The 24,104-nt window shown below is 63.5% G+C and carries 22 protein-coding genes, 2 tRNA genes, 1 other RNA gene and 2 pseudogenes; 9 read left to right on the forward strand and 18 right to left on the reverse strand.

The window, feature by feature from the left end; all coding sequences use genetic code 11:
* Window positions 1–5: 5 nt before the first annotated feature.
* The 11 genes from CJD35_RS14515 to CJD35_RS14565 form a co-directional block, all read right to left on the reverse strand.
* A tRNA-His gene (locus CJD35_RS14515) sits at window positions 6–82 on the reverse strand.
* 108 nt (window positions 83–190) lie between these two features.
* Window positions 191–742, reverse strand: a complete 552-nt coding sequence (locus CJD35_RS14520; RefSeq protein WP_017184619.1) for a septal ring lytic transglycosylase RlpA family protein — start codon at window positions 740–742, stop codon at window positions 191–193.
* A 209-nt stretch (window positions 743–951) separates the two neighbouring features.
* Window positions 952–1,224, reverse strand: coding sequence for an HU family DNA-binding protein (locus CJD35_RS14525; protein ID WP_006959670.1), 273 nt, complete (start codon window positions 1,222–1,224; stop codon window positions 952–954).
* 181 nt (window positions 1,225–1,405) lie between these two features.
* Complete coding sequence (gene lon, locus CJD35_RS14530) at window positions 1,406–3,802, reverse strand: endopeptidase La (RefSeq protein ID WP_017184620.1); 2,397 nt, start codon at window positions 3,800–3,802, stop codon at window positions 1,406–1,408.
* Between the two features lie 155 nt (window positions 3,803–3,957).
* A complete protein-coding gene (locus tag CJD35_RS14535; protein ID WP_017184621.1) occupies window positions 3,958–4,281 on the reverse strand; it encodes a YbaB/EbfC family nucleoid-associated protein in 324 nt (107 codons plus the stop codon).
* A gap of 3 nt (window positions 4,282–4,284) precedes the next feature.
* Window positions 4,285–5,895, reverse strand: coding sequence for a DNA polymerase III subunit gamma/tau (locus CJD35_RS14540; protein ID WP_095687173.1), 1,611 nt, complete (start codon window positions 5,893–5,895; stop codon window positions 4,285–4,287).
* 51 nt (window positions 5,896–5,946) lie between these two features.
* An RNA gene (gene ffs / locus CJD35_RS14545) (signal recognition particle sRNA small type) lies at window positions 5,947–6,044 on the reverse strand.
* Between the two features lie 125 nt (window positions 6,045–6,169).
* On the reverse strand, window positions 6,170–7,138 hold the full coding sequence (blaSGM, locus tag CJD35_RS14550) for an SGM family class A beta-lactamase (RefSeq protein WP_037515250.1): 969 nt from the start codon (window positions 7,136–7,138) through the stop codon (window positions 6,170–6,172).
* A gap of 8 nt (window positions 7,139–7,146) precedes the next feature.
* Window positions 7,147–7,482 (reverse strand): 2Fe-2S iron-sulfur cluster-binding protein, encoded by a 336-nt coding sequence (locus CJD35_RS14555; protein WP_017184624.1) that lies wholly within the window; start codon window positions 7,480–7,482, stop codon window positions 7,147–7,149.
* A 17-nt stretch (window positions 7,483–7,499) separates the two neighbouring features.
* Window positions 7,500–8,618, reverse strand: coding sequence for a cysteine desulfurase family protein (locus tag CJD35_RS14560; protein ID WP_017184625.1), 1,119 nt, complete (start codon window positions 8,616–8,618; stop codon window positions 7,500–7,502).
* Window positions 8,585–9,685, reverse strand: a complete 1,101-nt coding sequence (locus CJD35_RS14565; protein WP_017184626.1) for a cysteine desulfurase family protein — start codon at window positions 9,683–9,685, stop codon at window positions 8,585–8,587. The genes CJD35_RS14560 and CJD35_RS14565 overlap by 34 nt, the downstream gene beginning before the upstream one ends.
* Window positions 9,686–9,837: 152 nt before the next feature.
* Between CJD35_RS14565 and CJD35_RS14570 the strand changes: the two genes are divergently transcribed.
* Entirely contained in the window at window positions 9,838–10,494 is a 657-nt protein-coding gene (locus CJD35_RS14570) for an alpha/beta hydrolase (RefSeq protein ID WP_017184627.1), read from the forward strand.
* Between the two features lie 177 nt (window positions 10,495–10,671).
* On the opposite strand, the gene CJD35_RS14575 is transcribed toward CJD35_RS14570, so the two are convergent.
* Window positions 10,672–10,863 (reverse strand): hypothetical protein, encoded by a 192-nt coding sequence (locus tag CJD35_RS14575; protein WP_017184628.1) that lies wholly within the window; start codon window positions 10,861–10,863, stop codon window positions 10,672–10,674.
* A 102-nt stretch (window positions 10,864–10,965) separates the two neighbouring features.
* On the opposite strand from CJD35_RS14575, the gene rpiB reads away from it, so the two are divergent.
* From rpiB to CJD35_RS14595, 4 genes are all read left to right on the forward strand, one after another.
* Window positions 10,966–11,403 (forward strand): ribose 5-phosphate isomerase B, encoded by a 438-nt coding sequence (rpiB, locus tag CJD35_RS14580; protein WP_017184629.1) that lies wholly within the window; start codon window positions 10,966–10,968, stop codon window positions 11,401–11,403.
* Window positions 11,404–11,427: 24 nt separating this feature from the next.
* Window positions 11,428–12,729 carry a serine hydroxymethyltransferase gene (gene glyA, locus CJD35_RS14585; RefSeq protein WP_017184630.1) on the forward strand — a complete coding sequence of 434 codons (1,302 nt, stop codon included), beginning with the start codon at window positions 11,428–11,430 and terminating at the stop codon, window positions 12,727–12,729.
* Window positions 12,730–12,856: 127 nt separating this feature from the next.
* A complete protein-coding gene (gene nrdR, locus CJD35_RS14590) occupies window positions 12,857–13,315 on the forward strand; it encodes a transcriptional regulator NrdR (protein ID WP_026002674.1) in 459 nt (152 codons plus the stop codon).
* Window positions 13,316–13,397: 82 nt separating this feature from the next.
* A complete protein-coding gene (locus CJD35_RS14595) occupies window positions 13,398–14,453 on the forward strand; it encodes a TrmJ/YjtD family RNA methyltransferase (RefSeq protein WP_017184632.1) in 1,056 nt (351 codons plus the stop codon).
* 36 nt (window positions 14,454–14,489) lie between these two features.
* Here the strand turns inward: CJD35_RS14595 and CJD35_RS14600 are convergent, their stop codons facing one another.
* Entirely contained in the window at window positions 14,490–14,786 is a 297-nt protein-coding gene (locus CJD35_RS14600; RefSeq protein WP_017184633.1) for a chorismate mutase, read from the reverse strand.
* Between the two features lie 214 nt (window positions 14,787–15,000).
* Between CJD35_RS14600 and rpsD the strand changes: the two genes are divergently transcribed.
* From rpsD to CJD35_RS14620, 4 genes are all read left to right on the forward strand, one after another.
* A complete protein-coding gene (rpsD, locus tag CJD35_RS14605) occupies window positions 15,001–15,615 on the forward strand; it encodes a 30S ribosomal protein S4 (protein WP_017184634.1) in 615 nt (204 codons plus the stop codon).
* Between the two features lie 58 nt (window positions 15,616–15,673).
* Window positions 15,674–15,925 (forward strand): hypothetical protein, encoded by a 252-nt coding sequence (locus tag CJD35_RS14610; RefSeq protein ID WP_017184635.1) that lies wholly within the window; start codon window positions 15,674–15,676, stop codon window positions 15,923–15,925.
* A 43-nt stretch (window positions 15,926–15,968) separates the two neighbouring features.
* Window positions 15,969–16,565, forward strand: a complete 597-nt coding sequence (gene folK, locus CJD35_RS14615; protein WP_095687217.1) for a 2-amino-4-hydroxy-6-hydroxymethyldihydropteridine diphosphokinase — start codon at window positions 15,969–15,971, stop codon at window positions 16,563–16,565.
* A tRNA-Lys gene (locus CJD35_RS14620) sits at window positions 16,521–16,596 on the forward strand. Before folK ends, CJD35_RS14620 begins: the two co-directional genes overlap by 45 nt.
* A gap of 2 nt (window positions 16,597–16,598) precedes the next feature.
* Here CJD35_RS14620 and CJD35_RS14625 read toward each other — a convergent pair.
* From CJD35_RS14625 to glgB, 5 genes and pseudogenes are all read right to left on the reverse strand, one after another.
* A complete protein-coding gene (locus tag CJD35_RS14625) occupies window positions 16,599–17,159 on the reverse strand; it encodes a PaaI family thioesterase (RefSeq protein WP_017184637.1) in 561 nt (186 codons plus the stop codon).
* A gap of 114 nt (window positions 17,160–17,273) precedes the next feature.
* Window positions 17,274–19,160, reverse strand: coding sequence for a glycogen debranching protein GlgX (glgX, locus tag CJD35_RS14630; RefSeq protein ID WP_017184638.1), 1,887 nt, complete (start codon window positions 19,158–19,160; stop codon window positions 17,274–17,276).
* A pseudogene (gene glgA, locus CJD35_RS14635) lies at window positions 19,157–20,604 on the reverse strand (glycogen synthase GlgA). The gene glgX and the pseudogene glgA overlap by 4 nt, the downstream one beginning before the upstream one ends.
* Before the next feature lie 8 nt (window positions 20,605–20,612).
* Window positions 20,613–21,875, reverse strand: coding sequence for a glucose-1-phosphate adenylyltransferase (glgC, locus tag CJD35_RS14640; RefSeq protein WP_026002676.1), 1,263 nt, complete (start codon window positions 21,873–21,875; stop codon window positions 20,613–20,615).
* Between the two features lie 56 nt (window positions 21,876–21,931).
* Window positions 21,932–24,090, reverse strand: a pseudogene (glgB, locus tag CJD35_RS14645) (1,4-alpha-glucan branching protein GlgB).
* Window positions 24,091–24,104: the final 14 nt, after the last annotated feature.

The raw sequence follows: 24,104 nt of genomic DNA on the forward strand, positions 1-24,104 counted from the left end.
AAGAATGGGGCGATCGACGGGATCCGAACCCGCGACCTCCGGTACCACAAACCGGCGCTCTAACCAACTGAGCTACGATCGCCACAGCACTCACCATGGGGCGCTTTGCCCCGCGAGAAGTGGGCACATATGCGGCGGATAACCGGGCGTCAAGCAGGCAATTGCTCCCGCCCCATCTTTCGCGCGAGGGTTACAGGCCCGCGGCCTTCATCTGCGCGCGCAGCTTGACCAGGATTCGTTCGGGCACGCGCGGACGCTCCTCCGCCGTCTTGCCCTTGCGCAGCCGTTCGCGCTGTTTTTCCGGCGGATTGACCACTCGCACCCGTACCGCGACATGCCCCTGCGCGCGCATGCCCAGTTGCTCGGCCGCGCCGCGCGACAGGTCGATCACGCGCCCCTTGCCCGCAAACGGCCCGCGATCATTGACCCGCACGACGATGGTGCGCCCGCTGTCCAGAGCCGTTACCTCGACATAACTGGGCAGCGGCAGGCTGGTATGCGCCGCCGTCACCCAGTCTGGCCGGAAACGCTCGCCATTGGCCGTACGATTGCCAGATTCCGATCCGTACCAACTGGCATAGCCCAGCATGTCATAGCCCGGATCGGCAGCCGGGACATAAGTGACGCCCCGCACGGTGTAGGGCGGACCGATCCTGACGGGCACGTCGCGCACCGGGCGATAATCGCCCCCCGCGCACGCCGACATGGCCAGTGCCAGCCCCAGCGCGCCGAACGCACCCATCCTACCCGTCATGCCGCCCCCTTAACCGACATTGCCCCATGAACGGAAAAAGGGGCAAAGACTGGATCAGCCTTCACCCCTTTGCCCAGACATACATGCGCGCCTGGGACAGTTCCCTCTGGCAACGCTACTCTCCTAAACGCTTTCCGGCCGCGACACCGGCTTGGGTCAGACGTCGAGCGCTCGCCCAATGGCAAGCGCCCTGATCGTCAGTTGACCGAATCCTTGAGACCCTTGCCAGCCTTGAACTTGGGCTGGGCCGACGCCTTGATCGTCATCGTCTCGCCGGTGCGCGGGTTGCGACCGGTCGACGCCTTGCGCTGCGAAACGGAAAATGTGCCAAAACCAACCAGGCGCACTTCGTCGCCCTTCTTCAACGCACCGGTGATGGCGTCGAATACACCTTCGACGGCCTTGCTGGCGTCGCTTTTGCTGAGACCGCTGCTGTCCGCGACAGCGCTGATAAGATCCTGCTTGTTCATGCCTTGGGAACCCCCTGTGCTATTTGGTTGTATAGGAATCGCGGCGTAGGCGGCGCAATAAGGCGCAGCTTCCAGCGCCTGTCAAAGAGAAAGCGACGAAGTCACCGGCTTCGATGCAAATTATCGCTCCCAGGCGTACAATCGATCGAAACCGGCGGATATGCGCCGCTTTTCCCTCCAATCAATGCCGCAGTGCAGCATCCCCATCCCGACTCGACCCGCTGCTTGGCTGCGCGGCAAGGTCATCCTCTTCGGTCCAGGCAATGGCTTCGGGCACCGAGACCAGCGCCCGCGAAAGCACTTCATCGACATGCGACACAGGCACGATTTCCAGCCCGTCACGGATGTTGGCCGGAATTTCCGCTAGGTCTTTCTCGTTTTCCTGCGGGATCAGCACCGTCTTGATGCCCCCGCGCAACGCCGCCAGCAGCTTCTCCTTCAGGCCGCCGATCGGCAGCACCCTGCCGCGCAACGTCACCTCGCCGGTCATCGCCACGTCCTTGTGCACCGGGATGCCGGTCAGAGTGGACACGATGCAGGTGACCATGCCGATCCCTGCCGAAGGCCCGTCCTTGGGCACCGCCCCTTCGGGCAGATGGATGTGGATGTCCTTGCGATTGAACAGGCTGGGCTTGATCCCATAGCCGGGCGACCGCGCACGAACATAGGAGAAGGCCGCCTGGACCGATTCGTTCATCACCTCGCCCAGCTTGCCGGTGGTCTTGATCATGCCCTTGCCCGGCACGGTCACCGCCTCGATCGTCAGCAATTCGCCGCCAACCTCGGTCCAGGCCAGACCCGTCACCGCGCCGATCTGATGCTCGTCCTCACCCACGCCGTGACGGAACTTACGCACCCCGGCATAGTCGGCCAGATTGTCGGGCGTAATTTCGACCTTCTCGTAAACGCCTTCCAATATCTTGCGCAGCGCCTTGCGGGCGAGACGCGCAATTTCGCGCTCCAGCGTGCGGACACCCGCTTCGCGCGTATAATAGCGGATCAGGTCGCGCACGGCCGCTTCCGTCACGACGAATTCGCCGTCCTTCAGGCCATGGGCATCGATCTGCTTGGCAATCAGATGGCGTTGCGCGATCTCGACCTTCTCATCCTCGGTATAGCCCTCCAGCCGGATGATCTCCATGCGATCGAGCAAAGCCTGCGGCAAATTCAACGAGTTGGCCGTCGTCACGAACATGATGTCTGAAAGATCGACGTCGATCTCCAGATAATGGTCCTGAAACTTGTTATTCTGTTCAGGGTCCAGCACTTCCAGCAGCGCCGACGCGGGATCGCCCCGGAAATCCTGTCCCAGCTTGTCGATCTCGTCGAGCAGGAACAGCGGGTTCATCGTACCGGCCTTTTTCAGGTTGGTCACGATCTTGCCCGGCAGCGATCCGATATAGGTGCGGCGGTGGCCGCGAATTTCCGCCTCGTCGCGCACGCCGCCCAGCGACTGGCGCACGAATTCGCGCCCGGTCGCCTTGGCGATCGAACGGCCAAGCGATGTCTTGCCCACGCCCGGCGGGCCGACGAGGCACAGGATCGGCCCCTTCAGCTTATTGGTGCGCGCCTGCACGGCCAGATATTCGATGATCCGGTCCTTGACCTTCTCCAGCGCAAAATGATCCTGGTCCAGAATATCCTGCGCCTTTTTCAGGTCATTCTTGACCTTGCCCTTCTTGCCCCAGGGCAGGCCCAGCAGCACGTCCAGATAGTTGCGCACGACCGTGGCTTCGGCCGACATGGGCTGCATGCCCTTCAGCTTTTTCAGCTCGGCCGTCGCCTTGGCGCGGGCTTCCTTGCTCAGCTTGGTCTTGGCGATCTTCTCGGTCAGTTCGGCAAGCTCATCGCCTTCCTCACCATCGCCATTGCCCAGTTCGCGCTGGATCGCCTTCAACTGCTCGTTGAGATAATATTCGCGCTGGGTCTTTTCCATCTGGCGCTTCACGCGGCCACGGATCTTCTTTTCGACCTGCAGGACGCCCAGTTCGCCTTCCATGAAGGCAAATACCATCTCCAGCCGCTTGACCGGATCGGCCTCCACCAGCAACGACTGCTTGTCGGACACCTTGACGTTGATATTGGCGGAAATCGCGTCCGCCAACCGCCCGGCATCCTCAATCTCGCGCAACTGCACCGGCGTTTCGGCAGGCAGCTTCTTGTTGAGCTTGGCGTAATTTTCAAACTGTTCGGCAACCGAGCGCATCAGCGCGGCCGCTTCCGGTCCCTCGGCCGCGATATCCTCTATCGTCTCGACATCCGAAACCAGATAGCCGTCCTTGCTCTCCATCGTCTGCAACCGGGCGCGATGCTTGCCCTCCACCAGCACGCGAACGGTGCCGTCAGGCAGCTTGAGCAGTTGCAGCACCATGGCGACGACGCCAGTGTCATAGAGGGAATCGCGGCCCGGATCATCCTCTGCCGGGTCAAGCTGGGACACAAGGAAGATTTCCTTGGAGCCTTCCATCGCCGCTTCCAGCGCGGCAACGCTCTTGTCGCGACCCACGAAGAGCGGGACGATCATCTGCGGAAAAACGACAATGTCACGCAGCGGCAGAAGGGGATATTGCACAGTCATTCACTCTCCGGGGCCAAAAGAAGCGGCCCTGTCCTACGGTTCAACGCCTTTATGGGGATGACCGTCGCACCAATCAATCGTCACATGTCATAATGCCGCAACGATGAACCGATGGTTATCGGGTTTTGGCAGGGCAGACAGGCCCCCTGATTCCATCAGAAAGGCAGCTTGAAGCCGGGGGGCAAAGGCAGACCGGACGTCATCTTGCCCATCTCGGCATTGCTGACTTCATCCGCTTTCTTGCGCGCATCGTTGAACGCAGCGGTGATCAGATCCTCCAATATCTGCTTTTCGGACGGCGCAAGCAGCGTGTCGTCGATCGACACGCCAATGATCCGGCCCTTGGCCGACGCGCGAACCTTGACCAGCCCGCCACCGGCCGCGCCTTCGACTTCCAGCTTGTCCAGATTATCCTGCGCGCGCTGCAATTCCTCCTGCACGCGGGTGGCCATGCCCAATATTTCGTTCAGATCCTTCATGCCTCATGCACTCCATTGTTCCGGCTGATCGGTTTCGACCAGCGCAGCGTCGGGGAAAGCGGCCATTGCCGCCTTGACCACCGGAATTTCCAGAATTTCGGCGCGGGCGTCGGCCTTGGCCGCTTCCTCCCGTTCCAGCAAGGTCGGTTGCGCCGCCGCATCGCTCACCGCCACGCGCCAGCCGATGCCCGTCATCTCCCGCAACGCCTGGGTCAGTCGCGCCGCGAAATCGGACGGCAATTGCGGCGTCGCGCGATAATCCAGCTCAGGCGGCGCATAACGGACCAACCCGACGCAGTCATGCAGTTCCTGCGCCAGTTGCCCCTTGCCCCTTTGCCACAGCGCCTCGATCAAATCCTCGAACGTCGCAGGCAGCTTCGCGGCTGGGCCAGCCGATGGCGCGGCGGCAACCGCGCCCGGCGTCGCTGCTGCGACAGGCCCGCCCTCGCGCAATAGCCGCGCCAGTTCGCCCGGATCGGGCATGGTCGCCGCGTGCATCACCCGCAACAGCGCCATTTCACAGCTTTCGATCGGCAGGATCGCTCCCGCCACCTCGTCATGACCTTTCAGCAGCAACTGCCACAAGCGATGCAGGGGCGCGAAGCCGAGGTGCGACGCCCAGTCGGCCAGCATCTCGCGCTCCTCAGCCGACTGGCCGGGGCTGGCAATGTCGCGCCCCGCCTTCACCAGCGTCACGGCATGCACCAGCTCCAGCAGCCCGCGCATCAGCGCCAGCGGCTCCACCCCCAGCGCATATTGATCGCGCGCACCGCCCAGCAAGGCGGCAGTGTCGCCCTCCAGCAACAGCCCCAGCAACCGGCGCACCGATCCGCGATCCGACAGGCCCAGCATGTCGCGAACCTGGGTCGCTGTGACCACCGGCTCGCCCTCGCCCATCTCGGCATGGGCAATCGCCTGGTCGAGTATCGACAGCCCGTCGCGGGCCGATCCTTCGGCCGCCTGCGCGATCAGCGACAGCGCGTCCGCCTCCGCCGCGACGCCTTCGGCCTCCACCACATGGGCGAAATGCCCCGCGAGCAATTCAGCCGGAATCCGGCGCAGATCGAACCGCTGGCAGCGCGACAGCACCGTCACCGGCACCTTGTTCACCTCGGTCGTGGCGAACAGGAATTTCACATGGGCAGGCGGCTCCTCCAGCGTTTTCAACAGCGCGTTGAACGCATTTTTGGAGAGCATGTGCACTTCGTCGATAATGTAGATCTTGTAGCGCGCCGACACGGCGGCATAGCGCACCGCCTCGATGATCTCGCGCACATCGTCGACGCCGGTATGGCTGGCCGCATCCATTTCGACCACGTCGATATGCCGCCCTTCGGCAATCGCGCGGCACGGCTCGCACACGCCGCACGGGTCGATCGTCGGCCCGCCCTGCCCATCCCCGCCAATGCAGTTCAACGCCTTGGCGATCAGCCGCGCGGTCGATGTCTTGCCGACCCCGCGCACCCCGGTCATCAGAAAGGCATGGGCCAGCCGTCCCCGCCTGATCGCATTGCCCAGCGTCTGGACCATCGCGTCCTGGCCGATCAACTCGCGAAAATTGCGCGGCCGATATTTGCGCGCAAGGACGCGATAGGGCTGGGGGGAATCGGACATGGGGCTTGTCTAGCCGTTCGGATGGCTATTGTCGAAGCTGGATGATGGCTGGAAGGTGGGAGCCGGAACGACCCGCGGCAAAATCACTGTGGCTGCTTCCGTCAGGACCTGACCAGGTTGGCGACGACCTCGTCCGCCCGACTCCCGGCGCGGCATATGGCGAAGAAGGATGGGGATGGCAAGGGGCCACACACCATGTCCGTTCGTGTCGAGCGAAGTCGAGACACAACAGCGCAACGGCTTCTCGACTTCGCTCGAAGCGAACGGACTGTGGTCAATCCAGCCCGCTCTTCTGCGCCTTGGCCAGAAAATCGAGCGCGGCCTGCGCCGCCTGCGCGATCGCGGCCTCCGCCGCCTTGGCATCCACGGTCGGTCGATCGAGATAGATGGCAAGGATATATTCCTCGCCCGACGGCGCCTTCACCAGCGCCACGTCATTATAGGCGGTGCCGCACGATCCGGTCTTGCTGCCCGACGTCCAGCCTTCGGGCAGCCCCGCCTTGATCCTGTTGTCGCCAGTGGTGCTGGCGTTGAGCCAGCCACGCAAGCGATCTGCGCTCTCGCCCTTCATGTCGCGGAACAACAACCGCCCCATCAATTCCGCCATGGCGGCGGGGGTGGTGGTGTCGCGCGGATCGTCCGGGGCATTTTCGTTCAATGCCGGTTCGTTGCGGTCCAGCCGGGTCACGCTGTCCCCATGGGCGCGCATGAAGGCGGTCAACCCCTCCGGCCCGCCCACCATCGGCAGCAGCAGGTTCGCCGCGCTGTTGTCGCTCACCTCGACCGCCGCCTGCGCCAGTTCGGCCATGCTCATCCGGCCGCGTTTCCTGTTCTTTTTCACCACCGGCGCATAATCAAGTATGTCGTCCTTGCCGAAGGGGATTTCCCCCTCCAGCCCGAATTTCCCGCCTTCCGCACCGATCAGCACGGCAGCGGCCAGCGGCGCCTTGAAGGTCGAACAGAGCGCAAAGCGATCGTCCCGGTTGAACCCCAGGATCAACGCGCCCTTGCTGTCGACCAGCGCGATGCCCAGCCGCCCGCCCGTCTCCTCCTCGATCGACCGGGGATTGCGCACCGACGCCAGCGCCGATTGCGGCACCAGATAGCGGGGTGGCGGCGGCAGCAGCGAATCAAGCCGCCCTGTTGGCACTGGCTCTGGCGCGGCCTTCTTCGGCGCGGCGGGCGCGGTTGTGGCCATGCACATAAGAGCGGCCAGCGCGGCGATGCGGAATGGTCGGCCCATGACGATGCTCACATGCCCTGCATATTGTAGGATTCGGACGGGATACGGACGGTCAGGCTTTTCAGTCCTTCCGGCAGGACGATCTGGCAGGACAGGCGGCTGGTGCGCGTGGCGGATGCCGCCAGGTCCAGCATGTCCTCCTCATCCTCGCTCGCCCGGCTGAGTTGCGGGAAATCCGCCGCGTCGACGATGACATGGCAGGTGGAACACGCCATCTGCCCCTCGCACGTACCCTCCAGTGGCTGACCCGCGGCCTGCGCTACATCCAGCAGGATCGACCCCGCCGGAGCATCGACTTCCTGCCGTCGCTCGCCATCGGCGCTGATGAAAATGATCCTGGTCATTGATGCGACGCTCCCTGTCACGGCGCCGCTTGTGCGGCTGCCGCCATGTTCAATGCTTCCGCAGCGCTCTCCAGTTCGGCCGGTGTCGTGTAGCGGCCAAAGCCGATCCGCACCGATCCACGCGCCTGGGCATCGGTCAGGCCCAGCGCGCGCAGCACATGGCTAGGACGCCCGGACCCGCTTGCGCAAGCGCTTCCCAACGAAAAAGCAACATTGCGGCAATATGACAACAACCGCGCGCCGTCGATCCCGTCCCTGCGCAGGTTGAGATTGCCGGGATAACGCGCGTCCGCGCTGCCATTGAGCGTCCAGTCGGCAAACAGTCCGCGTGCCAGGGCAGCAAGCGCTTCGACATGCGTCCGGTCCGCCTCCGCCCGATCCTGCATCAACCGCGCCGCCACCCCAAAACCCGCGCACAGCGCAGGCGACAGCGTGCCGGACCGCAATCCACCCTCCTGCCCGCCGCCATGGATCAGCGCGGCGGGCTTCACCCCCTCGCGCAGCCACAAGGCGCCCACCCCCTTGGGACCATGAATCTTGTGCGCGCTGATCGCCACCATGTCGCATGTGTCGGGGATAGGCACCCGGCCATAGCCTTGCACCGCATCGCACAGGAACAGCGCCCCTGCCTCATGCGCAAGGTCGGCGAGTGCCGCGACCGGCTGGATCACGCCAATCTCGTTATTCACCAGCATCGCCGCCACCAGCGCGACACCCGGCCGGATAGCCTGCGCGGCGGCATCCATATCCACCAACCCATCGGGCCCAACCGGCAACATTGTGACTGTCCGCCCCGCCCTGCCCAGTGCGTCCACCGTATCGAGCACAGCCGCATGTTCCGTTGCGATCGTCACAATGTCACCCGCTGGCGCACCCTGTATCGCGATATTGAGCGCCTCGGTCGCCCCGGACGTGAAGATCAGCCGTCCGCCGCTTGGCAGCAATCGACCTATCTCCTCCCGCGCGACCTCTACCTGCGCCGCCGCCGCCCGGCCCAGCCGATGCGCGCTGTGCGGATTGGCGAACTGGTCACGCAGCAACGGCACCATCGCCTCGAACGCTTCGGGGGCCAGCGGCGTCGTCGCCTGATAATCCAGATAAATCATCGCGCCGCCCGCGCTGCCATGGTGGTCCATTGCCCCAGGAACCGCTCGACATCGGCCTCATCCGTTTGCGGCCCGAAGCTGACCCGCACCACCTCGCCCGCCGCCGTCTCGTCCCAACCCATGGCGTGCAACACATGGCTGGTCTTGAGCGACCCGGACGAGCAGGCGCTGCCCGCCGACACCGATATGCCCGCCAGATCAAACTGAATCAGTTGCGCCCGCGCCGACAGGCCCGGCATGCGGTAGCTGGCTATGGCCGGAATGCGCGGCGCATCACGCGCGACGACCTGCCCGCCCGCTGCCTCGACCCCCGCGTCCAGCCGTGCGCGCAGCCGCGCCGCATCAGGCAACCATTCCGTGCGCGCCTCCAAGGCGGCTGCCATCGCCAATATGGCAGGCAAATTCTCCGTCCCCGCCCGATAGCCCTGTTCCTGCCCGCCCCCGGCGTGCAGGAACCCCAGATCGCGCACCAGCAAGGCGCCGATACCCGGCGGTCCGCCAAATTTATGCGCGCTGATCGCGATCATGTCCGCATTCGGCATTGGCAATTTGCCAGCACTCTGGGCGCAATCGGCAAACAATAGCGCTCCGTCACGGTCCAGCGCGTCGAGCGGCTGTATCACCCCGGTTTCATTATTGACGTGCTGGATGGCCAAAACCACGTCATCCCAGCGAACGCTGGGATCTCTCTTTTCTTCGAATGCAGCAAAAGAAGCGGGATCCCGGCTTTCGCCGGGATGACGGAGTAGGGAAGCAACCCCATCCCAATTCACCGCCAGCCGGTCCGCCCCCTCCGTCACCCGCAATACCGAATCATGCTCGACCGGCGACGTCATCACCCGCCCGGCCTTCGCCTGCCCAAGGCCGATCGCAATCGCCTCGCTGGCCCCTGACGTAAAGATCACATGCCCGCGCCATCCCAGCGCCTCGGCGATCCGTGCGCGCGCCATTTCCAGCATGGCGCGCGCCGCGCGTCCATCGGCATGGGGGCTGGACGGGTTGGCCCAGCGGTCCATCGCATCCACCATCGCCGCCTTGGCGGCGGGCAACATCGGCGTGGTCGCGGCATGGTCAAGATAGAGGCGTTGGGCAGCCACGATGCGATGCTACTCATTGATTGCGGAAATGGCGGCGGCTTCTATATAGGCGGTCTGCCGCGCAGCGCCAGCTTATGGCGTGGCGCGCGTCCTTTTGCCACCGACCGCCGGCCTGACAATGGTGTTCGGTGGCCATAACGATAACAGGTACCATGCCCGACGTAATCTTTACCGGACCCGAAGGTCGTCTCGAAGGCCGCTTCAGCCCCCCGCCCCGCCCGCGTGCGCCGGTCGCCATGATCCTGCATCCGCACCCCCAGGGCGGCGGCACGATGAACGACCGCATCACCCAGGCGCTCTACAAGACGTTCGTGAAGCGCGGCTTCGCCGTGCTGCGCTTCAACTTCCGCGGCGTGGGCCGCAGCCAGGGGACGTTCGACAACGGCATTGGCGAACTGTCCGACGCCGCAGCGGCGCTCGACTGGGTGCAGAGCTTCCATCCCGAAGCGCAGACCACCTGGATCGCGGGCTTCTCCTTCGGTGCGTGGATCGGGATGCAGCTGCTGATGCGCCGCCCGGAAATTCGCGGCTTCATCTCGGTTGCGCCGCCGGCCAACATGTATGATTTCTCCTTCCTCGCACCCTGCCCCTCATCGGGTATCATCGTGCAGGGAACCTCGGACGAAGTCGTGACCGCCAGCGCCGTGCAAAAGCTGGTCGACAAGCTGCGCACGCAAAAGGGCATCACCATCCACCACGACGAAATCCGTGGCGCCAACCATTTCTTCGAACATGAACTCGACCAGCTGATGAAGTCGGTCGACAATTATCTCGACATGCGCCTGTCCCCGGACTCGCCGATCCGCTGAGGATAGTGGAAGGCAAGGGGCTTCCACTCCCCATGCCCGTTCGCCCTGAGCGAAGTCGAAGGGCTTGGCTGAGCGCAGTCGAAGCCACTTCGCTTTGCTCAGTGCAGGGCTTCGACTGCGCTCAGCCCGAACGGTGTTAACACGGGCCAGCCCCTCGCTCGGCCTTGCCCGTATGGCTCAGCGCTGCTCCAGCCCCGGCAGGTCCGGCCCCGGAATCGCCGTGATCGCCACATTGCCGAACATAACCAGCCCCGCGACGATCATCAGCGCGCCGCGCTTGCGATCGCGCAGCTTGACCATCACATACAGCCCGCCGCCTGTCAGCAGCAGCCCGGCCAGCATCAATATGGATAAAATCGTGCCTGTCATGGCCCTTCCCATAAGGGCGGCGGTCCAAGGTGGCAATTGCCGCCCTCACCCCCTATGAGGCGCGGGAACGAATCACCCCCGTGGTGAAGGGACACATTCCATATGAAAATCGCCATCGCATCCGATCATGCCGCCGTCGATCTGAAAGCGGAACTAGCCCAATGGCTGCGTGATGAAGGGCATGATGTCGCCGATCTGGGTCCGGCCACCGCCGACCGGGTCGATTATCCCGATTATGGTTACAAACTGGCGACAGCCATAGCGTCTGGCGACGCCGAACGTGGCATTGCGCTCTGCGGCTCAGGCATCGGCATCTCGATCGCGGTCAATCGCAACCCGGCCTGCCGCGCCGCGCTGGTCGGGGAACCGCTGTCCGCCGCGCTCAGCCGCGAACATAATGACGCCAATGTCCTCGCCATGGGCGCACGCCTGACCGGCGTGGACATGGCCAAGGCCTGCGTCACCGCTTTCCTCACCACCGAATTTGGCGGAGGCCGCCACAGCGGCCGCGTCGAAAAACTGTCCCAACCCGCAATCTGACCCGCGCTCTGAAAGGAATTTTCGATGAGCATCGACACCCTCGCCCCCGCCATCCGCCAGGACGGCTTTTTCAGCGAAAGCCTTGCCAGCGCGGACCCGGAAATCTTCGGTGCGATCGGCAATGAGCTGAAGCGTCAGCAGGACAAGATCGAGCTGATCGCGTCCGAAAACATCGTGTCGAAGGCGGTGCTGGAAGCCGCTGGCTCCATCTTCACCAACAAATATGCCGAAGGCTATCCGGGCAAGCGCTATTATGGCGGCTGCGAATATGCCGATGTGGTCGAAACGCTGGCGATCGAGCGCGCCAAGCAATTGTTCGGCGCCAATTTCGCCAATGTGCAGCCCAATAGCGGCAGCCAGATGAATCAGGCCGTGTTCCTGGCGCTGCTCCAGCCGGGCGATACCTTCATGGGTCTCGACCTGTCGTCGGGTGGCCACCTGACCCATGGGTCGCCGGTCAATATGAGCGGCAAATGGTTCAACCCGGTTCCCTATGGCGTGCGCGCCGACGATCATCTGATCGACATGGACGAAGTCGCCCGCATCGCCCGCGAGTGCAAGCCCAAGCTCATCATCTGCGGCGGCACCGCTTACTCGCGCGTATGGGATTTCCCGCGCTTCCGCGAGATTGCCGACGAAGTGGGCGCCTATCTGCTCGCCGACATGTCGCATTTCTCCGGCCTGGTCGCGGGCGGCGCGCATCCCTCGCCCGTCCCTCATGCCCATGTCACCACCACCACGACCCACAAGTCGCTGCGTGGCCCGCGCTCCGGCATTGTCCTGTGCAATGACGAAGCGATCGCCAAGAAGATCAACAGCGCCATCTTCCCCGGCATGCAGGGCGGCCCGCTGATGCACATCATCGCGGCCAAGGCGGTCGCATTCAAGGAAGCGCTCAGCCCTGAATTCAAGGCCTATGCCCACCAGATCGTCGCCAATGCGCGGACGCTGGCCGCCACGCTGGCCGATGCTGGGCTGTCGATCGTATCGGGCGGCACCGACAATCATCTGATGCTGGTCGATCTGCGCGCCAAGAACACCACCGGCAAGGCCGCTGAAAAGGCGCTCGACCGCGCTTTCATCACCTGCAACAAGAATAATGTGCCGTTCGACACCGCCAGCCCGTTCGTGACGTCGGGCGTCCGCCTTGGCACCCCCGCTGGCACCACCCGCGGTTTTGGTGAAGCGGAATTCCGCGAGATCGGCGAACTGATCGCGCAGGTCGTCGAAGGGCTCAAGCGCAACGGCGACGAAGGGGACGGCCAGGTCGAAGCCCATGTGCGTGACAAGGTGCTGGCCCTGACAAGCCGCTTCCCGATTTATTGAGCAACATGAAGCCCCTCTCCTTCAGGGGAGGGGTTGGGGTGGGGTCTGTCCGGCTTAGGCAGCGTTAGGACAGGCCTACCCCTGGCCCCTCCCGCAAGCGAGAGGGGGAACTTGTGGGAGAATGTGAATGCGCTGCCCCTTTTGCGCCCATGAGGACAGTCAGGTGAAGGACAGTCGGCCGACGGAAGATGGCAATGCCATCCGCCGTCGCCGCCAGTGCGAAGCCTGCGGCGCGCGCTTCACCACCTTCGAACGCATCCAGTTGCGCGACATCTGGGTAGTCAAGAGCGAGGGCCGCAAAGAAGCCTTTGAGCGCGACAAGCTGACCCGTTCGATCGGCATCGCCTGCCGCAAGCGCCCGATCGACCCCAGCCGGATCGAAAAACTCATCTCAGGCATCCAGCGCCAGCTCGAAACCAGCGGCGACAGCGAAGTGTCTGCCCGCACGATCGGCGAACTGGTGATGGAAGGCCTCAAACGCCTCGACAGCGTCGCCTATATCCGCTTCGCCAGCGTCTATAAGGACTTCACCGACGCCAAGGATTTCGAGGAATTTGCGAGCACGGTGAAGGAAGTGGGGGGGTGAAGGAGATGCTTCATACACCCGCCTCCGTTCGTCCTGAGTAGCCATTGAGCGAAGTCGAAATGGCGTATCGAAGGACCGCGCAATGACGTTTCATACTTATATGCTGCATTGCGCCGACGGCAGCTATTATGTCGGCCACACTGATAATCTGGAGCAACGCATCGCCCAGCACCAGTCGGGCGAGATTTCGGGATACACGCAGACCCGTCGCCCGGTCGCGTTGGTCTGGAGCCAGGATTTCGGGACGCGGGACGAAGCGCTTTCCGCCGAACAGCAGATCAAGGGCTGGTCGCGCAAAAAGAAGGAAGGATTGATCGCGGGAGACTGGGACGCCATTCGGCAGGCCGCGCGCAAATCCTTCGATACGGGGCTTCGACAGGCTCAGCCCCTACTCAGGACGAACGGTATTGAAATGACAGCTTTCCCCCCTCCCCCCGTCATCGTCCTGGTCCGCCCCCAGCTTGGCGAAAATATCGGCAAGGCCGCGCGCGCCATGCTCAATTTCGGCCTTACCGAAATGCGGCTGGTCGCGCCGCGCGATGGCTGGCCCAATCCGGATGCCGGCCCTTCAGCCGCGGGCGCAGACTTCATTCTCGATCAGGCGCAGGTCTTTGAAACCCTCGCCGACGCCGTGTCCGATTGCGCCCATGTCTATGCGACCACCGTGCGCAAGCGTGGCGTGACCAAGCCGGTCGTCACGCCAGAGGAAGCCGCCCGCGAAATCCACGCTGCTCAGGGCCGCTGCGCCTATATTTTCGGGCCGGAGCGATCCGGTCTGGAAACCGAGGATGTGGCGCTCGCCCGCAAGATATTGACCGTGCCGATCAACCCGGAATTCGGTTCCCTGAACCTTGCCCAGGCGGTCATCCTCTGCGCCTATGAATGGTCGAAACAGGCTAATCTGTCGCAACCGACCGTCACCGACCTGGGCGAACCCGCGCCGCAGGTGGAGTTGGAAGGGATGATCGAGCAGCTCAACACGCTGCTGGAAAAGGTCGGCTATTTTTTCCCACCCGATCGCGCGCCCGCAACCAAGCTGACGTTGCGCAACCTGCTGACCAAGCCGGGCTGGAACCATCTGGAGGTGCGGACGCTGCGTGGCGTCCTGTCCCACCTCAATCGCCCGCGCGAACGCTAAGGGTCTGACACCCCCTCCTCCGAACGGGTCGGGATTCTATCCTCGCGTCCGGTCGAATTCGGCCATTTCATAGGCAATCGACGCTTCGACCAGCTGCTCCCAAAGATCGGCGACGATTGCCACCGGCACGCCCAGTTGCGCCGCCTGCGCGCAGGCCTGATCGATCACCTGACGCTTGCGCGCCTCGTCCCGCACGGCACCGCGATCCGGCTTGATCCGCGCGGCGGCGCGCATATGGGCAAAGCGTTGGGCCAGCAGCGCCACCAGATCGCGGTCGATCGCATCGACGCCCGCCCGCACCTCTGCCATGCTGCTATAGTCATCAGGGTTCATGCCCCGCCAATTAGGCGCAGCCTGCGCCCCTGTCGAGGGTTGACATGCCGCCCCCTTGTGGCCATAGGCGCGCCTTCGCAATTGGCCTCGCATCCCGGTGAAGCGGCGGCCCTGCCCCTGAGCGCACAAACGCAAAACGGACGTAGGCGATACCGGGAATGATGCTCACCCTTTCAGGGCGAGCTTAGTTGTTAGCATTTGTAAGGAATTATCTATGACGAAGCGCACAAGCGCCAAGTATAAACTCGACCGTCGCATGGGCGAGAATATCTGGGGCCGTCCCAAATCGCCTGTCAACAAGCGCGAATATGGTCCCGGTCAGCACGGCCAGCGCCGCAAGGGCAAGGTGTCCGACTATGGCATCCAGCTGCGCGCCAAGCAGAAGCTGAAGGGCTATTACGGCGACATCACCGAAAAGCAGTTCAAGAAGAACTATTTCGAAGCCAGCCGCATGAAGGGCGACACCGGCCAGAACCTCATTGGTCTGCTCGAACGCCGCCTGGACGCCGTCGTCTATCGCGCCAAGTTCGCGCCGACCATCTTCGCGTCGCGCCAGATCGTTTCGCACGGCCACATCTATGTGAACGGCGTGAAGTGCAACATTGCCTCGCGTCTGGTGAAGCCGGGCGACGAAATCACCCTGGGCAAGAAGGCGCAGGAAATGGCGCTGGTGATGGAAGCGCAGGCCCTGGCCGAACGCGACATCCCCGACTATGTCTCGCCCGATGGCGCCGCCAAGGTCACCTATGTCCGCGTTCCCACGCTGGACGAAGTGCCCTATCCGGTGAAGATGGAACCCAATCTGGTCGTCGAATTCTATTCGCGCTGATCGGCTTTCACTCAAGGCTTTACAAAAAGGGCGGCCCCGCAAGGAGCCGCCCTTTTTCATGCACAAGGTTCCACCACAGACCATGACCGACACCGAAAGCGCGTCGCCGATCGGCAGGACGCAACGACGCCTGCTCAGGCGAATCTATAATGGCCGCACCGTGCCGATCATCGCCGATGGCAAGGATTTCCTGACCTACAAGGCCGCGATCAAATATCTGGAGGCGCTGGAGCCCGATGCGCGCGACGTCGTCTATGAAGAAATGAAGGCATCAGCGAAACATGGCAAAGCGCCACCCGCACAATCCTGAACGCGCCGCTTGCGCGCGCGCGCCACAGCTGTAAGCGCAGCTCATGGCGACCGCGATCCTCCATCTCTATGCCCTGGCGCTGGGATCGAACCGCGCCCTGTCCGCTCGCCTGACGCCGCGCAGGCTATTGGTCGAAGCGACTGCGCGAATCGCGCAGCACGGCCGGGTGATCGCAATCTCGCCGACGATCGAAACGCCACCCATCGGTCCGTCCCGCCGCCGCTACGCCAACGCCGCGCTGCTGGTCCAAAGCCCGCTTGCCCCGCCCGCCATGCTGGCATGGCTCCAGTCGATCGAACGGGCGCTAGGCCGGCGCCGCTACCGCCGCTGGGGCGCGCGCAGCATCGACATCGACATCATCCTGTGGTCGGGCGGCGCATGGGACAGCCCTGCACTGACGATCCCCCATCCCGCCTTTGCCACGCGCGATTTCGTTTTGACCCCGCTCTACAGCATCGCCCCCACCTGGCGCGATCCCCGCTCAGGGCTCAACGTCCGTCACCTCCGCGCCCGCCTGCAAAAAGCCAGCCAAAGCATGCCACAAGAGGTTGACCATCCCCGCCGCCCCTCTAGGGCGTCCGCACCTAAGCAGTTGGGGTCCATAGCTCAGTCGGTAGAGCAACTGACTTTTAATCAGTAGGTCGCTGGTTCGAACCCAGCTGGACTCACCACATCATTGCTGGCCGGGCAGCAGTTCCAGAAACAGCCCATCGGCATCGGCGCACAGCCGCTCCCCATCCTTCAATTCCCCGCGCACGAACCGCTTTCTGCCTTCGATTGCATAAACGGTCGCGGTCACCGTCAATGGCCGGTTCATGGGTGTGATCGCGCGATAATTGATGTGCAGATAGGCAGTGCGCGCCACGCCGCCCGGACCAGCATTGGCCGACATGCCAAGCAGTTCGTCGAACATGAGCGACACCGCGCCGCCATGAGCGGCCGCATTGCCCCCCAGAAAATAGTCGCCAAAGGTCACCTGCGCCCGAACAGACGTCTCATCCAGCTCTTCGATGTCGATGGCGGGACACATGACCTGGCCGTGACCCGGCACATTGTCGACCCGCCCGAACATCCGATGTTCCTCGCTTGCCTTCAACGGTGCCAGTCGTCCGCGCCATTGCTGCAGGTCCGCTGCCAGCGCCTCGATCGTCGTTTCATCAAGCTTGGCGGCGGCGAGATCGTCCAGAAAATCGCGCAGCGTGTCGATCATCGCTGGATAGGCCGAACCCGGCATGGACCCCCTGATCTTTCCGCGCCGATAGCCTCGAAATATGGGGGGTGTTCGTCCGGCATCAGGTCAACTTTCTCTTGCTCGTTCCAGTCCCGACCGTCGGGAGACTCACGCCCCTTAGCGGGGTAATGGATCGAGCAACAACAGGCTTCGGCTGGCAACAGTTACGCAGCGATCATCGCCCAGGTGAAATTCGCAGGGCTCTGCGCTGCCATTCACGCACAATGTCCATCCCGATCGCAGGAAATGCAGCGCAACGCAGCGTCGCTCCGGCTGCTCCCATTGGGCAACGTCCATGGCGCGGCCGCTCTGGTCGGTCCATGCCACATCCTCCTCACGCAGCATGGCAATATCCTTAAAATCAGGACATCGCGCCCGCAGCGCTGCCAGGGTGAATGCGTGGGCTTCAATCTCCCGGTCACGCCCGGCCCAGTCGATCCAGCCAATCGCATTATCCTGCGCATAGGCATTATTATTGCCCTGCTGGCTGCGGCCAAATTCATCGCCCGCGCTCAGCATGATCGCGCCGCGCGAACAGAAGAGGGTGGAGAGCAGCGCCATCACGTCACGCCGCCGCGCCGCTATGATGACGGGATCGTCGCTCACCCCCTCGACACCATTGTTCCAGCTCAGATTTTCGCCATGGCCATCGCGATTCTGCTCGCCATTGGCGTGGTTATGCCGCTGCTCATAGGCGGTAAGGTCCGCCAGCGTGAAACCATCATGGGCGGCCAGAAAGTTGACGGTCCGGGTCGCATCCCCGCCGAATATGTCGGACGATCCCGCCAGGCGCGTGGCAAATCCACCCAGCATCCCGGCGTCCCCCCGCCAGAAGCGCCGCATGTCGTCACGATAGCGGTCGTTCCACTCCAGCCACTCCTGCCCGAACCGGCCCAGTTGATAACCGCCCGGTCCAATATCCCATGGCTCCGCGATCATCACCCGGTCGGCCAGCACCGGGTCGGCCCGCATCTCCTCCAGCAACGGCGCATGGGGGTCGAACCCGTCCGTCATCCGCCCCAGCGCTGGCCCCAGATCGAAACGGAAGCCATCCACCCCCGCCTGCGTCACGAAATGGCGGAGTGAATCCAGGATCAGGCGGCGCACCATCGGCTGGTTGCACGCGATGCTGTTGCCGGTCCCGGTATCGTTGATCAGTTCCCCACTATCGGCATGGCGGAAATAGTCGCGGGCATTGAGGCCACGCAGCGACAGCGTCGGTCCCTGCATGTCGCTCTCGCCATTATGATTATAGACCATGTCCAGGATCACGCCGATCCCTGCGTCCTGCAAAGCCGCCACCGTGGCGCGCAGTTCCGCCATGCCGCCCGGCGCCAGGCGCGGGTCGATCGCGAACCAGCTGACCGGATTATAGCCCCAATAGTTGGTCAGGCCGATCGGCCCCAGATGCCGCTCGTCGATCCAGGCGTTGATCGGCATCAGCTCCACGGCGGACACATGCAACTGCTTCAAATGCGCGATGATCGCCGGATGGGCCAGCGCGGCGATGGTGCCGCGCAGCGCCTCCGGCACATCGGGATGCAGCATCGTAAAGCCGCGCACATGCAGTTCGTAGATCAGGCCGCCCGGCGTAAAATGCGGCGGCCTGGCGGGGAGCGGCATCGACGGCGCAACCACCACCCCCTTCGGGCAAAGCGGCGCCGTGTCCTCGCCCTCCCCCCGCTTGGCCGTCAGCGCCGGGTCATAGACGAAGGCCCGGTCGACTGCCGGAGCATAGGGATCGAGCAGTAGCTTGTCGGGATCGAACCACAGCCCCGCCGCCGGATCATAAGGGCCATCCGCGCGCACGCCGTACCGCGCGCCCGCCCCGACGCCGGACAACTCGACATGCCACACGCCATCGACGTCGCGCAGCATCGGCGCGCGCCGCTCCCGATCCGCGTCATCGAACAGGCACAGCCATAGCTGTTCGGCGTCCGGCGCCCAGATCGAAAAGCGGGTGGCGGCAGCGCCGATGACCGGCGCACATCCGCCCCCGCTCACGCCACCTCCGCCAGCAACGCCCGGTACAGCGCCGCATAGCGCGCCGCGCTATGATCCCACGACACTTCGCTGCGCATCCCCGCCCGCTGCATCGCCTGCCAGACAGGCCGTTGTCCATGCAATCGCACCGCCCTGCCGATCGCACCATGCAAGGCCAGCGGATCGGACGGGGCAAAGACGATGCCTGTCGCCGCCAGCGCCGCCAGCGCCGCCTCATTGGCGTCGATCACCGTATCGGCCAGCCCGCCGACCCGCGCCACCACCGGCACGCAGCCATAGCGCAACGCATAAAGCTGGGTCAGTCCGCACGGCTCGAATCGCGACGGGATCAATATGGCGTCTCCCCCCGCCTGCATCAGGTGCGACAGCGGCTCATCATAGCCGATCTGCACGCCGATCCGTCCGCGATGCCGGTCCGCCGCGCCCAGAAATGCACCCTCCAGCGGATGGTCGCCCGATCCCAGCACGGCGAGCTTCGCACCCAGCCCGACCAGATGATCGATCGCGTCCACCAGCAGGTCCATCCCCTTCTGCCAGGTCAACCGACTGACGATGATGAAGATCGGCGCGCCGTCATGATCCAGGCCAAATCGGCTTTCCAGCGCCCGCCGGTTGGTCGTCCGCCCACCAAGCGACCGTGCGGAATAAGGCTTTGAAATCAAAGCATCATTTGCCGGATTCCAGATGTCGGTATCGACCCCGTTCAATATGCCGTGCAGGCGGTCCACCCGCCCGTTGATCAGGCCGTCCAGCCCCATGCCATGGACCGGCGAACGAATTTCCTCCGCATATGTCGGACTGACTGTCGTAATCGCATCCGCCGATACCAGCCCCGCCTTCAAATAACCGATGCCGCCATAATATTCGACGCCATCCACCCCCACGCCTCCTGCGGCAGGCCCAGCGCGGCAAAGATGTCCGCGCCGAACCGCCCCTGAAACGCCAGATTGTGGATCGTCACCACCTTGGGCACGCCATGGGCCGGACCAAAGCGCATATAGGCCGCGGTCATCGCAGCCTGCCAGTCATGGACATGGACGACATCGGGCCGCCAGCCCTTCAGTCCTTCCGCTGCAATATCCGCCCCCACCCGCGACAGGGCCGCAAAACGCCGCCAGTTGTCAGGCCACTCATTGCCCGCAGGATCGCCATAGGGACCGCCTTCGCGCGCGTAGAAATCGGGCGCATCCAGTACCAGCAGGTCCAGTCCGTCGACGCTCGCCGCCAGCACCGTCGCGGGAACGCCGAACAGCGCCTCATAGCGACGCACCACCTTCGCCTTGCCCAGACGCGCAATCACGCCGGGATAACCCGGCACCAACGTGCGCACCTGCACATCCTGCGCCGCCAGCGCCCCCGGCAGCGCACCTGCGACGTCGGCCAGGCCGCCCGTCTTGACCAGCGGATAGATTTCGGATGCAACCGACAGCAATTTCATCGCCATGCGACCGCTCAAGCCACCAGCCGCTCGATCATCGGCTGCGTGACCAGACATATGCCGCTGTCGGTCCGGCGAAAGCGCTGCGCATCCTCCTCCGGATGTTCGCCGATGATCAGGCCGGGCGGGATGATGATGCCGGAATCGAGCACGCATTTGTGCAACCGCGCCCCGCGCCCGATCTCGCAATTGGGCATGATCACGCTGTCGGTGACCGACGAAAAGCTATGTGTCTTGACCCCGGAAAACAGCAGGCTGCGATGCAGCGATGAACCCGACACAATGCAACCGCCGGCCACCAGCGACGATGTCGCGGACCCGCGCCGTCCATCCTCATTATGCACGAACTTGGCGGGCGGAGTGACTTCGGAATAGGTCCATAGCGGCCAGCTGCGGTCATACAGATCCAGCGAGGGCACCACGTCGGTCAGGTCGATGCTCGCCTGCCAATAGGCATCGATCGTCCCCACGTCGCGCCAATAGGGAACCAGCTCGCTTTCGGCACGCACGCAACTGCTCGAAAAGCGGTGCGCCACCGCTTTGCCATGCTTGACGATATGGGGGATGATGTCGCCGCCAAAGTCGCGCTTGCTGGCCGGATCGTCCGCATCGCGGCGCAACTGCTCGATCAGGAACCGGGTCTGGAAAACATAGATGCCCATCGACGCCAGGGCCATATCGGGCTGGCCGGGAATGGCTGGCGGGTCTTTTGGCTTTTCGACGAAGGCGGTGATCCAGTCCTTTTCATCGACATGCATCACGCCAAAGCCGGACGCCTCGCTACGCGGCACTTCCATGCAGCCGACCGTCACGTCCGCGCCGCTATCGACATGCTGCTGGAGCATCAGCTCATAGTCCATTTTATAGACATGATCGCCCGCCAGCAGCACCATATATTCGGGCGCATAACTTTCGATGATGTCGATATTCTGGAACACGGCGTCGGCGGTCCCTTCATACCATTGGCTTTCCGACACGCGCTGGCTGGCGGGCAGAATATCGAAGCTCTCGTTGCGTTCGGGACGAAAGAAGTTCCAGCCGCGCTGCAAATGGCGGATCAGCGAATGCGCCTTATACTGCGTCGCCACGCCGATGCGGCGAATACCGCTGTTAAGCGCATTGGACAGGGCAAAATCGATGATCCGCGCCTTGCCGCCAAAATGGACGGCAGGCTTGGCGCGCTTGTCGGTCAGTTCCGCCAGGCGACTGCCGCGCCCTCCCGCCAGCACATAGGCCATGGCGTCACGGGCGATCGGCTGGTTTCGTGGTTGCTGCATTTCGGGCCTCTCCTCGCATTGCCCCGTCCGTCGCCTGCACGCGCCCGTCGGCTTCCTTAAATATCCAGTTCCAGCATCAACGTCGCGAATGGGGGAATGGTTACATTGGCCCATCCCTCCTCATCCGCCGTCACCATGCCCATATTTCCTGCATTGCTGCCGCCATAACCGGCCGCGTCGCTGTTCAATATTTCGCGCCACGTTCCGCCCGATGGCAAACGCATCCGGTAACCATGCCGCAGCAATGGCGTAAAATGGCTGATGACGACGATCGGACGCGCGCCGGGCGCCCGCCGCACCCACGCAAAGACGGAGTCGGCGGCGGCATCTACCAGCACCCATTCAAACCCCTCCGGCTCGCAATCGCGCGCATGCAGCGCCGGTCGGGAGCGATAGAGATGGTTGAGATCGCTCACCCATTGCTGCACCCCCTGGTGGGGGGGATGATCGACCAGATGCCAGTCGAGCGCCCGGTCCTCGCTCCACTCCCCGCGCTGGGCGAACTCCTGCCCCATGAACAGCAGCTTCTTGCCGGGATACCCCACATCAGGCCATAATAGGCCCGCAGCGTGGCGAATTTCTGCCAGTCATCGCCCGGCATCTTGTGCAGCAACGACGCCTTGCCATGCACCACCTCGTCATGGCTCAGCGCCAGCACGAAATTCTCGGTAAAGGCGTAGAGCAGGCCGAAGGTGATGTCGTCATGATGATGGCAGCGATGCACCGGATCGCGCTGCAAATAGCGCAGCGTATCGTGCATGAACCCCATATTCCATTTGAAACCGAAACCCAGGCCACCGCTATGCACCGGGCGCGACACGTCGGGCCAGCTAGTCGATTCCTCCGCGATCGTCATCACCCCGCCATGGGTGCCGTACAGGACGGTGTTGAGTTGCTGGAGGAAGGCCACTGCCTCCACATTCTCCCGCCCGCCATGATCGTTGGGCACCCACTCGCCGGGCGCCCGCGAATAATCGAGATAGAGCATCGAGGCGACGGCATCGACGCGCAGCCCGTCGACATGATAGCGCTCGGCCCAGAACAGCGCATTATTGACCAGATATTGCGATACCTCGCGCCGCCCGAAATTATAGATGGCGGTATTCCAGTCGGGGTGGAATCCCTTGCGCGGATCGGCATGTTCATACAGCGCCGTGCCGTCAAAATAGGCCAGCCCATGTTCGTCGGTCGGGAAATGCGCCGGCACCCAATCCAGAATAACGCCAATCCCGGCCTGGTGCGCCCCGTCGACAAAACGCGCAAAGCCCGCCGGATCGCCGAACCGCGCGGTCGGCGCATAGAGACCCAGCGTCTGGTATCCCCAACTGGGATCATAGGGATATTCGCTGATCGGCAGAAATTCGACATGGGTAAAGCCCATGCCGACGACATAGGGGATCAACCGCCGCGCCAGTTCATCCCAGCTCAGGAAATCGCCGGACTCGTCCCGCTGCCATGACCCGGCATGGACTTCGTAAATCGACACCGGCTCACGCCGCGCATCGGCCTTCTGCCAATGGTCCTTATGCCGTTCGTCGCCCCATTCATGGTCAAGCGGCGCGGCGACGATCGACGCGGTCGAGGGGCGCAGTTCGGACTGAAAGGCAAAGGGGTCGGCCTTGAGCGGCAGGATGACGCCATCCGCGCCCATAATCTCATATTTATACGCGCTGCCCGGCCCGACATCGGGCAGGAAAATCTCCCACACGCCAGCATCCGCCCGGCGGCGCATCGGCGCGCGGCGGCCATCCCAGCGATTGAAGTCGCCCACCACCGACACGCGCTTTGCATTGGGCGCCCACACGGCAAAATGCGTGCCGGTCACTCCGTCATGGGTCATTGCATGCGCGCCCAGCTTGTCGAACAGGCGTCCGTGCGATCCTTGCGCGAAATAATAATCATCCATCGGCCCCAGGACCGGGCCGAAGCCATAGGGATCGATCATGACATGGTCGCCGCCATCGCCATAATGGGCGACGTAACGCAACGGCTGGCGCTTGCGGATTTTCACCTTGCCGAAAAACAGCCCGTCCGGGTGGATCGCCGCCAGTTCGCCGACCGGCTTGCCATCCAACGTCTGGGCGCTGACGCCAACCGCTTCGGGCAGCAGCACACAGGCAGTAAAGCCGCTTTCAGCCGGATGCACGCCAAGCGTGGCAAAGGGGTCGTCCTCGCGACCTTGTATCAGCCGGTCAATCTGTTCCGGCGTCAACACCGCTTATCCTCGCA

This window comes from Sphingobium xenophagum (assembly GCF_002288285.1).
GTDB lineage: Bacteria > Pseudomonadota > Alphaproteobacteria > Sphingomonadales > Sphingomonadaceae > Sphingobium > Sphingobium xenophagum.

Bases quoted from the DNA above. Each gene is read 5' to 3' on its own strand.
- CJD35_RS14575 (WP_017184628.1), bottom strand. From the start codon at position 10,863: ATGACAGGCACGATTTTATCCATATTGATGCTGGCCGGGCTGCTGCTG.
- CJD35_RS14625 (WP_017184637.1), bottom strand. From the start codon at position 17,159: ATGCCGGGTTCGGCCTATCCAGCGATGATCGACACGCTGCGCGATTTT.
- CJD35_RS14570 (WP_017184627.1), top strand. From the start codon at position 9,838: ATGCCCGACGTAATCTTTACCGGACCCGAAGGTCGTCTCGAAGGCCGC.
- CJD35_RS14520 (WP_017184619.1), bottom strand. From the start codon at position 742: ATGGGTGCGTTCGGCGCGCTGGGGCTGGCACTGGCCATGTCGGCGTGC.
- rpsD (WP_017184634.1), top strand. From the start codon at position 15,001: ATGACGAAGCGCACAAGCGCCAAGTATAAACTCGACCGTCGCATGGGC.
- CJD35_RS14540 (WP_095687173.1), bottom strand. From the start codon at position 5,895: ATGTCCGATTCCCCCCAGCCCTATCGCGTCCTTGCGCGCAAATATCGG.
- CJD35_RS14555 (WP_017184624.1), bottom strand. From the start codon at position 7,482: ATGACCAGGATCATTTTCATCAGCGCCGATGGCGAGCGACGGCAGGAA.
- folK (WP_095687217.1), top strand. From the start codon at position 15,969: ATGGCGACCGCGATCCTCCATCTCTATGCCCTGGCGCTGGGATCGAAC.
- CJD35_RS14610 (WP_017184635.1), top strand. From the start codon at position 15,674: ATGCACAAGGTTCCACCACAGACCATGACCGACACCGAAAGCGCGTCG.
- blaSGM (WP_037515250.1), bottom strand. From the start codon at position 7,138: ATGGGCCGACCATTCCGCATCGCCGCGCTGGCCGCTCTTATGTGCATG.
- CJD35_RS14600 (WP_017184633.1), bottom strand. From the start codon at position 14,786: ATGAACCCTGATGACTATAGCAGCATGGCAGAGGTGCGGGCGGGCGTC.
- rpiB (WP_017184629.1), top strand. From the start codon at position 10,966: ATGAAAATCGCCATCGCATCCGATCATGCCGCCGTCGATCTGAAAGCG.
- glyA (WP_017184630.1), top strand. From the start codon at position 11,428: ATGAGCATCGACACCCTCGCCCCCGCCATCCGCCAGGACGGCTTTTTC.
- CJD35_RS14560 (WP_017184625.1), bottom strand. From the start codon at position 8,618: ATGGACCACCATGGCAGCGCGGGCGGCGCGATGATTTATCTGGATTAT.
- CJD35_RS14525 (WP_006959670.1), bottom strand. From the start codon at position 1,224: ATGAACAAGCAGGATCTTATCAGCGCTGTCGCGGACAGCAGCGGTCTC.
- lon (WP_017184620.1), bottom strand. From the start codon at position 3,802: ATGACTGTGCAATATCCCCTTCTGCCGCTGCGTGACATTGTCGTTTTT.
- CJD35_RS14595 (WP_017184632.1), top strand. From the start codon at position 13,398: ATGACGTTTCATACTTATATGCTGCATTGCGCCGACGGCAGCTATTAT.
- CJD35_RS14535 (WP_017184621.1), bottom strand. From the start codon at position 4,281: ATGAAGGATCTGAACGAAATATTGGGCATGGCCACCCGCGTGCAGGAG.
- nrdR (WP_026002674.1), top strand. From the start codon at position 12,857: ATGCGCTGCCCCTTTTGCGCCCATGAGGACAGTCAGGTGAAGGACAGT.
- glgC (WP_026002676.1), bottom strand. From the start codon at position 21,875: ATGCAGCAACCACGAAACCAGCCGATCGCCCGTGACGCCATGGCCTAT.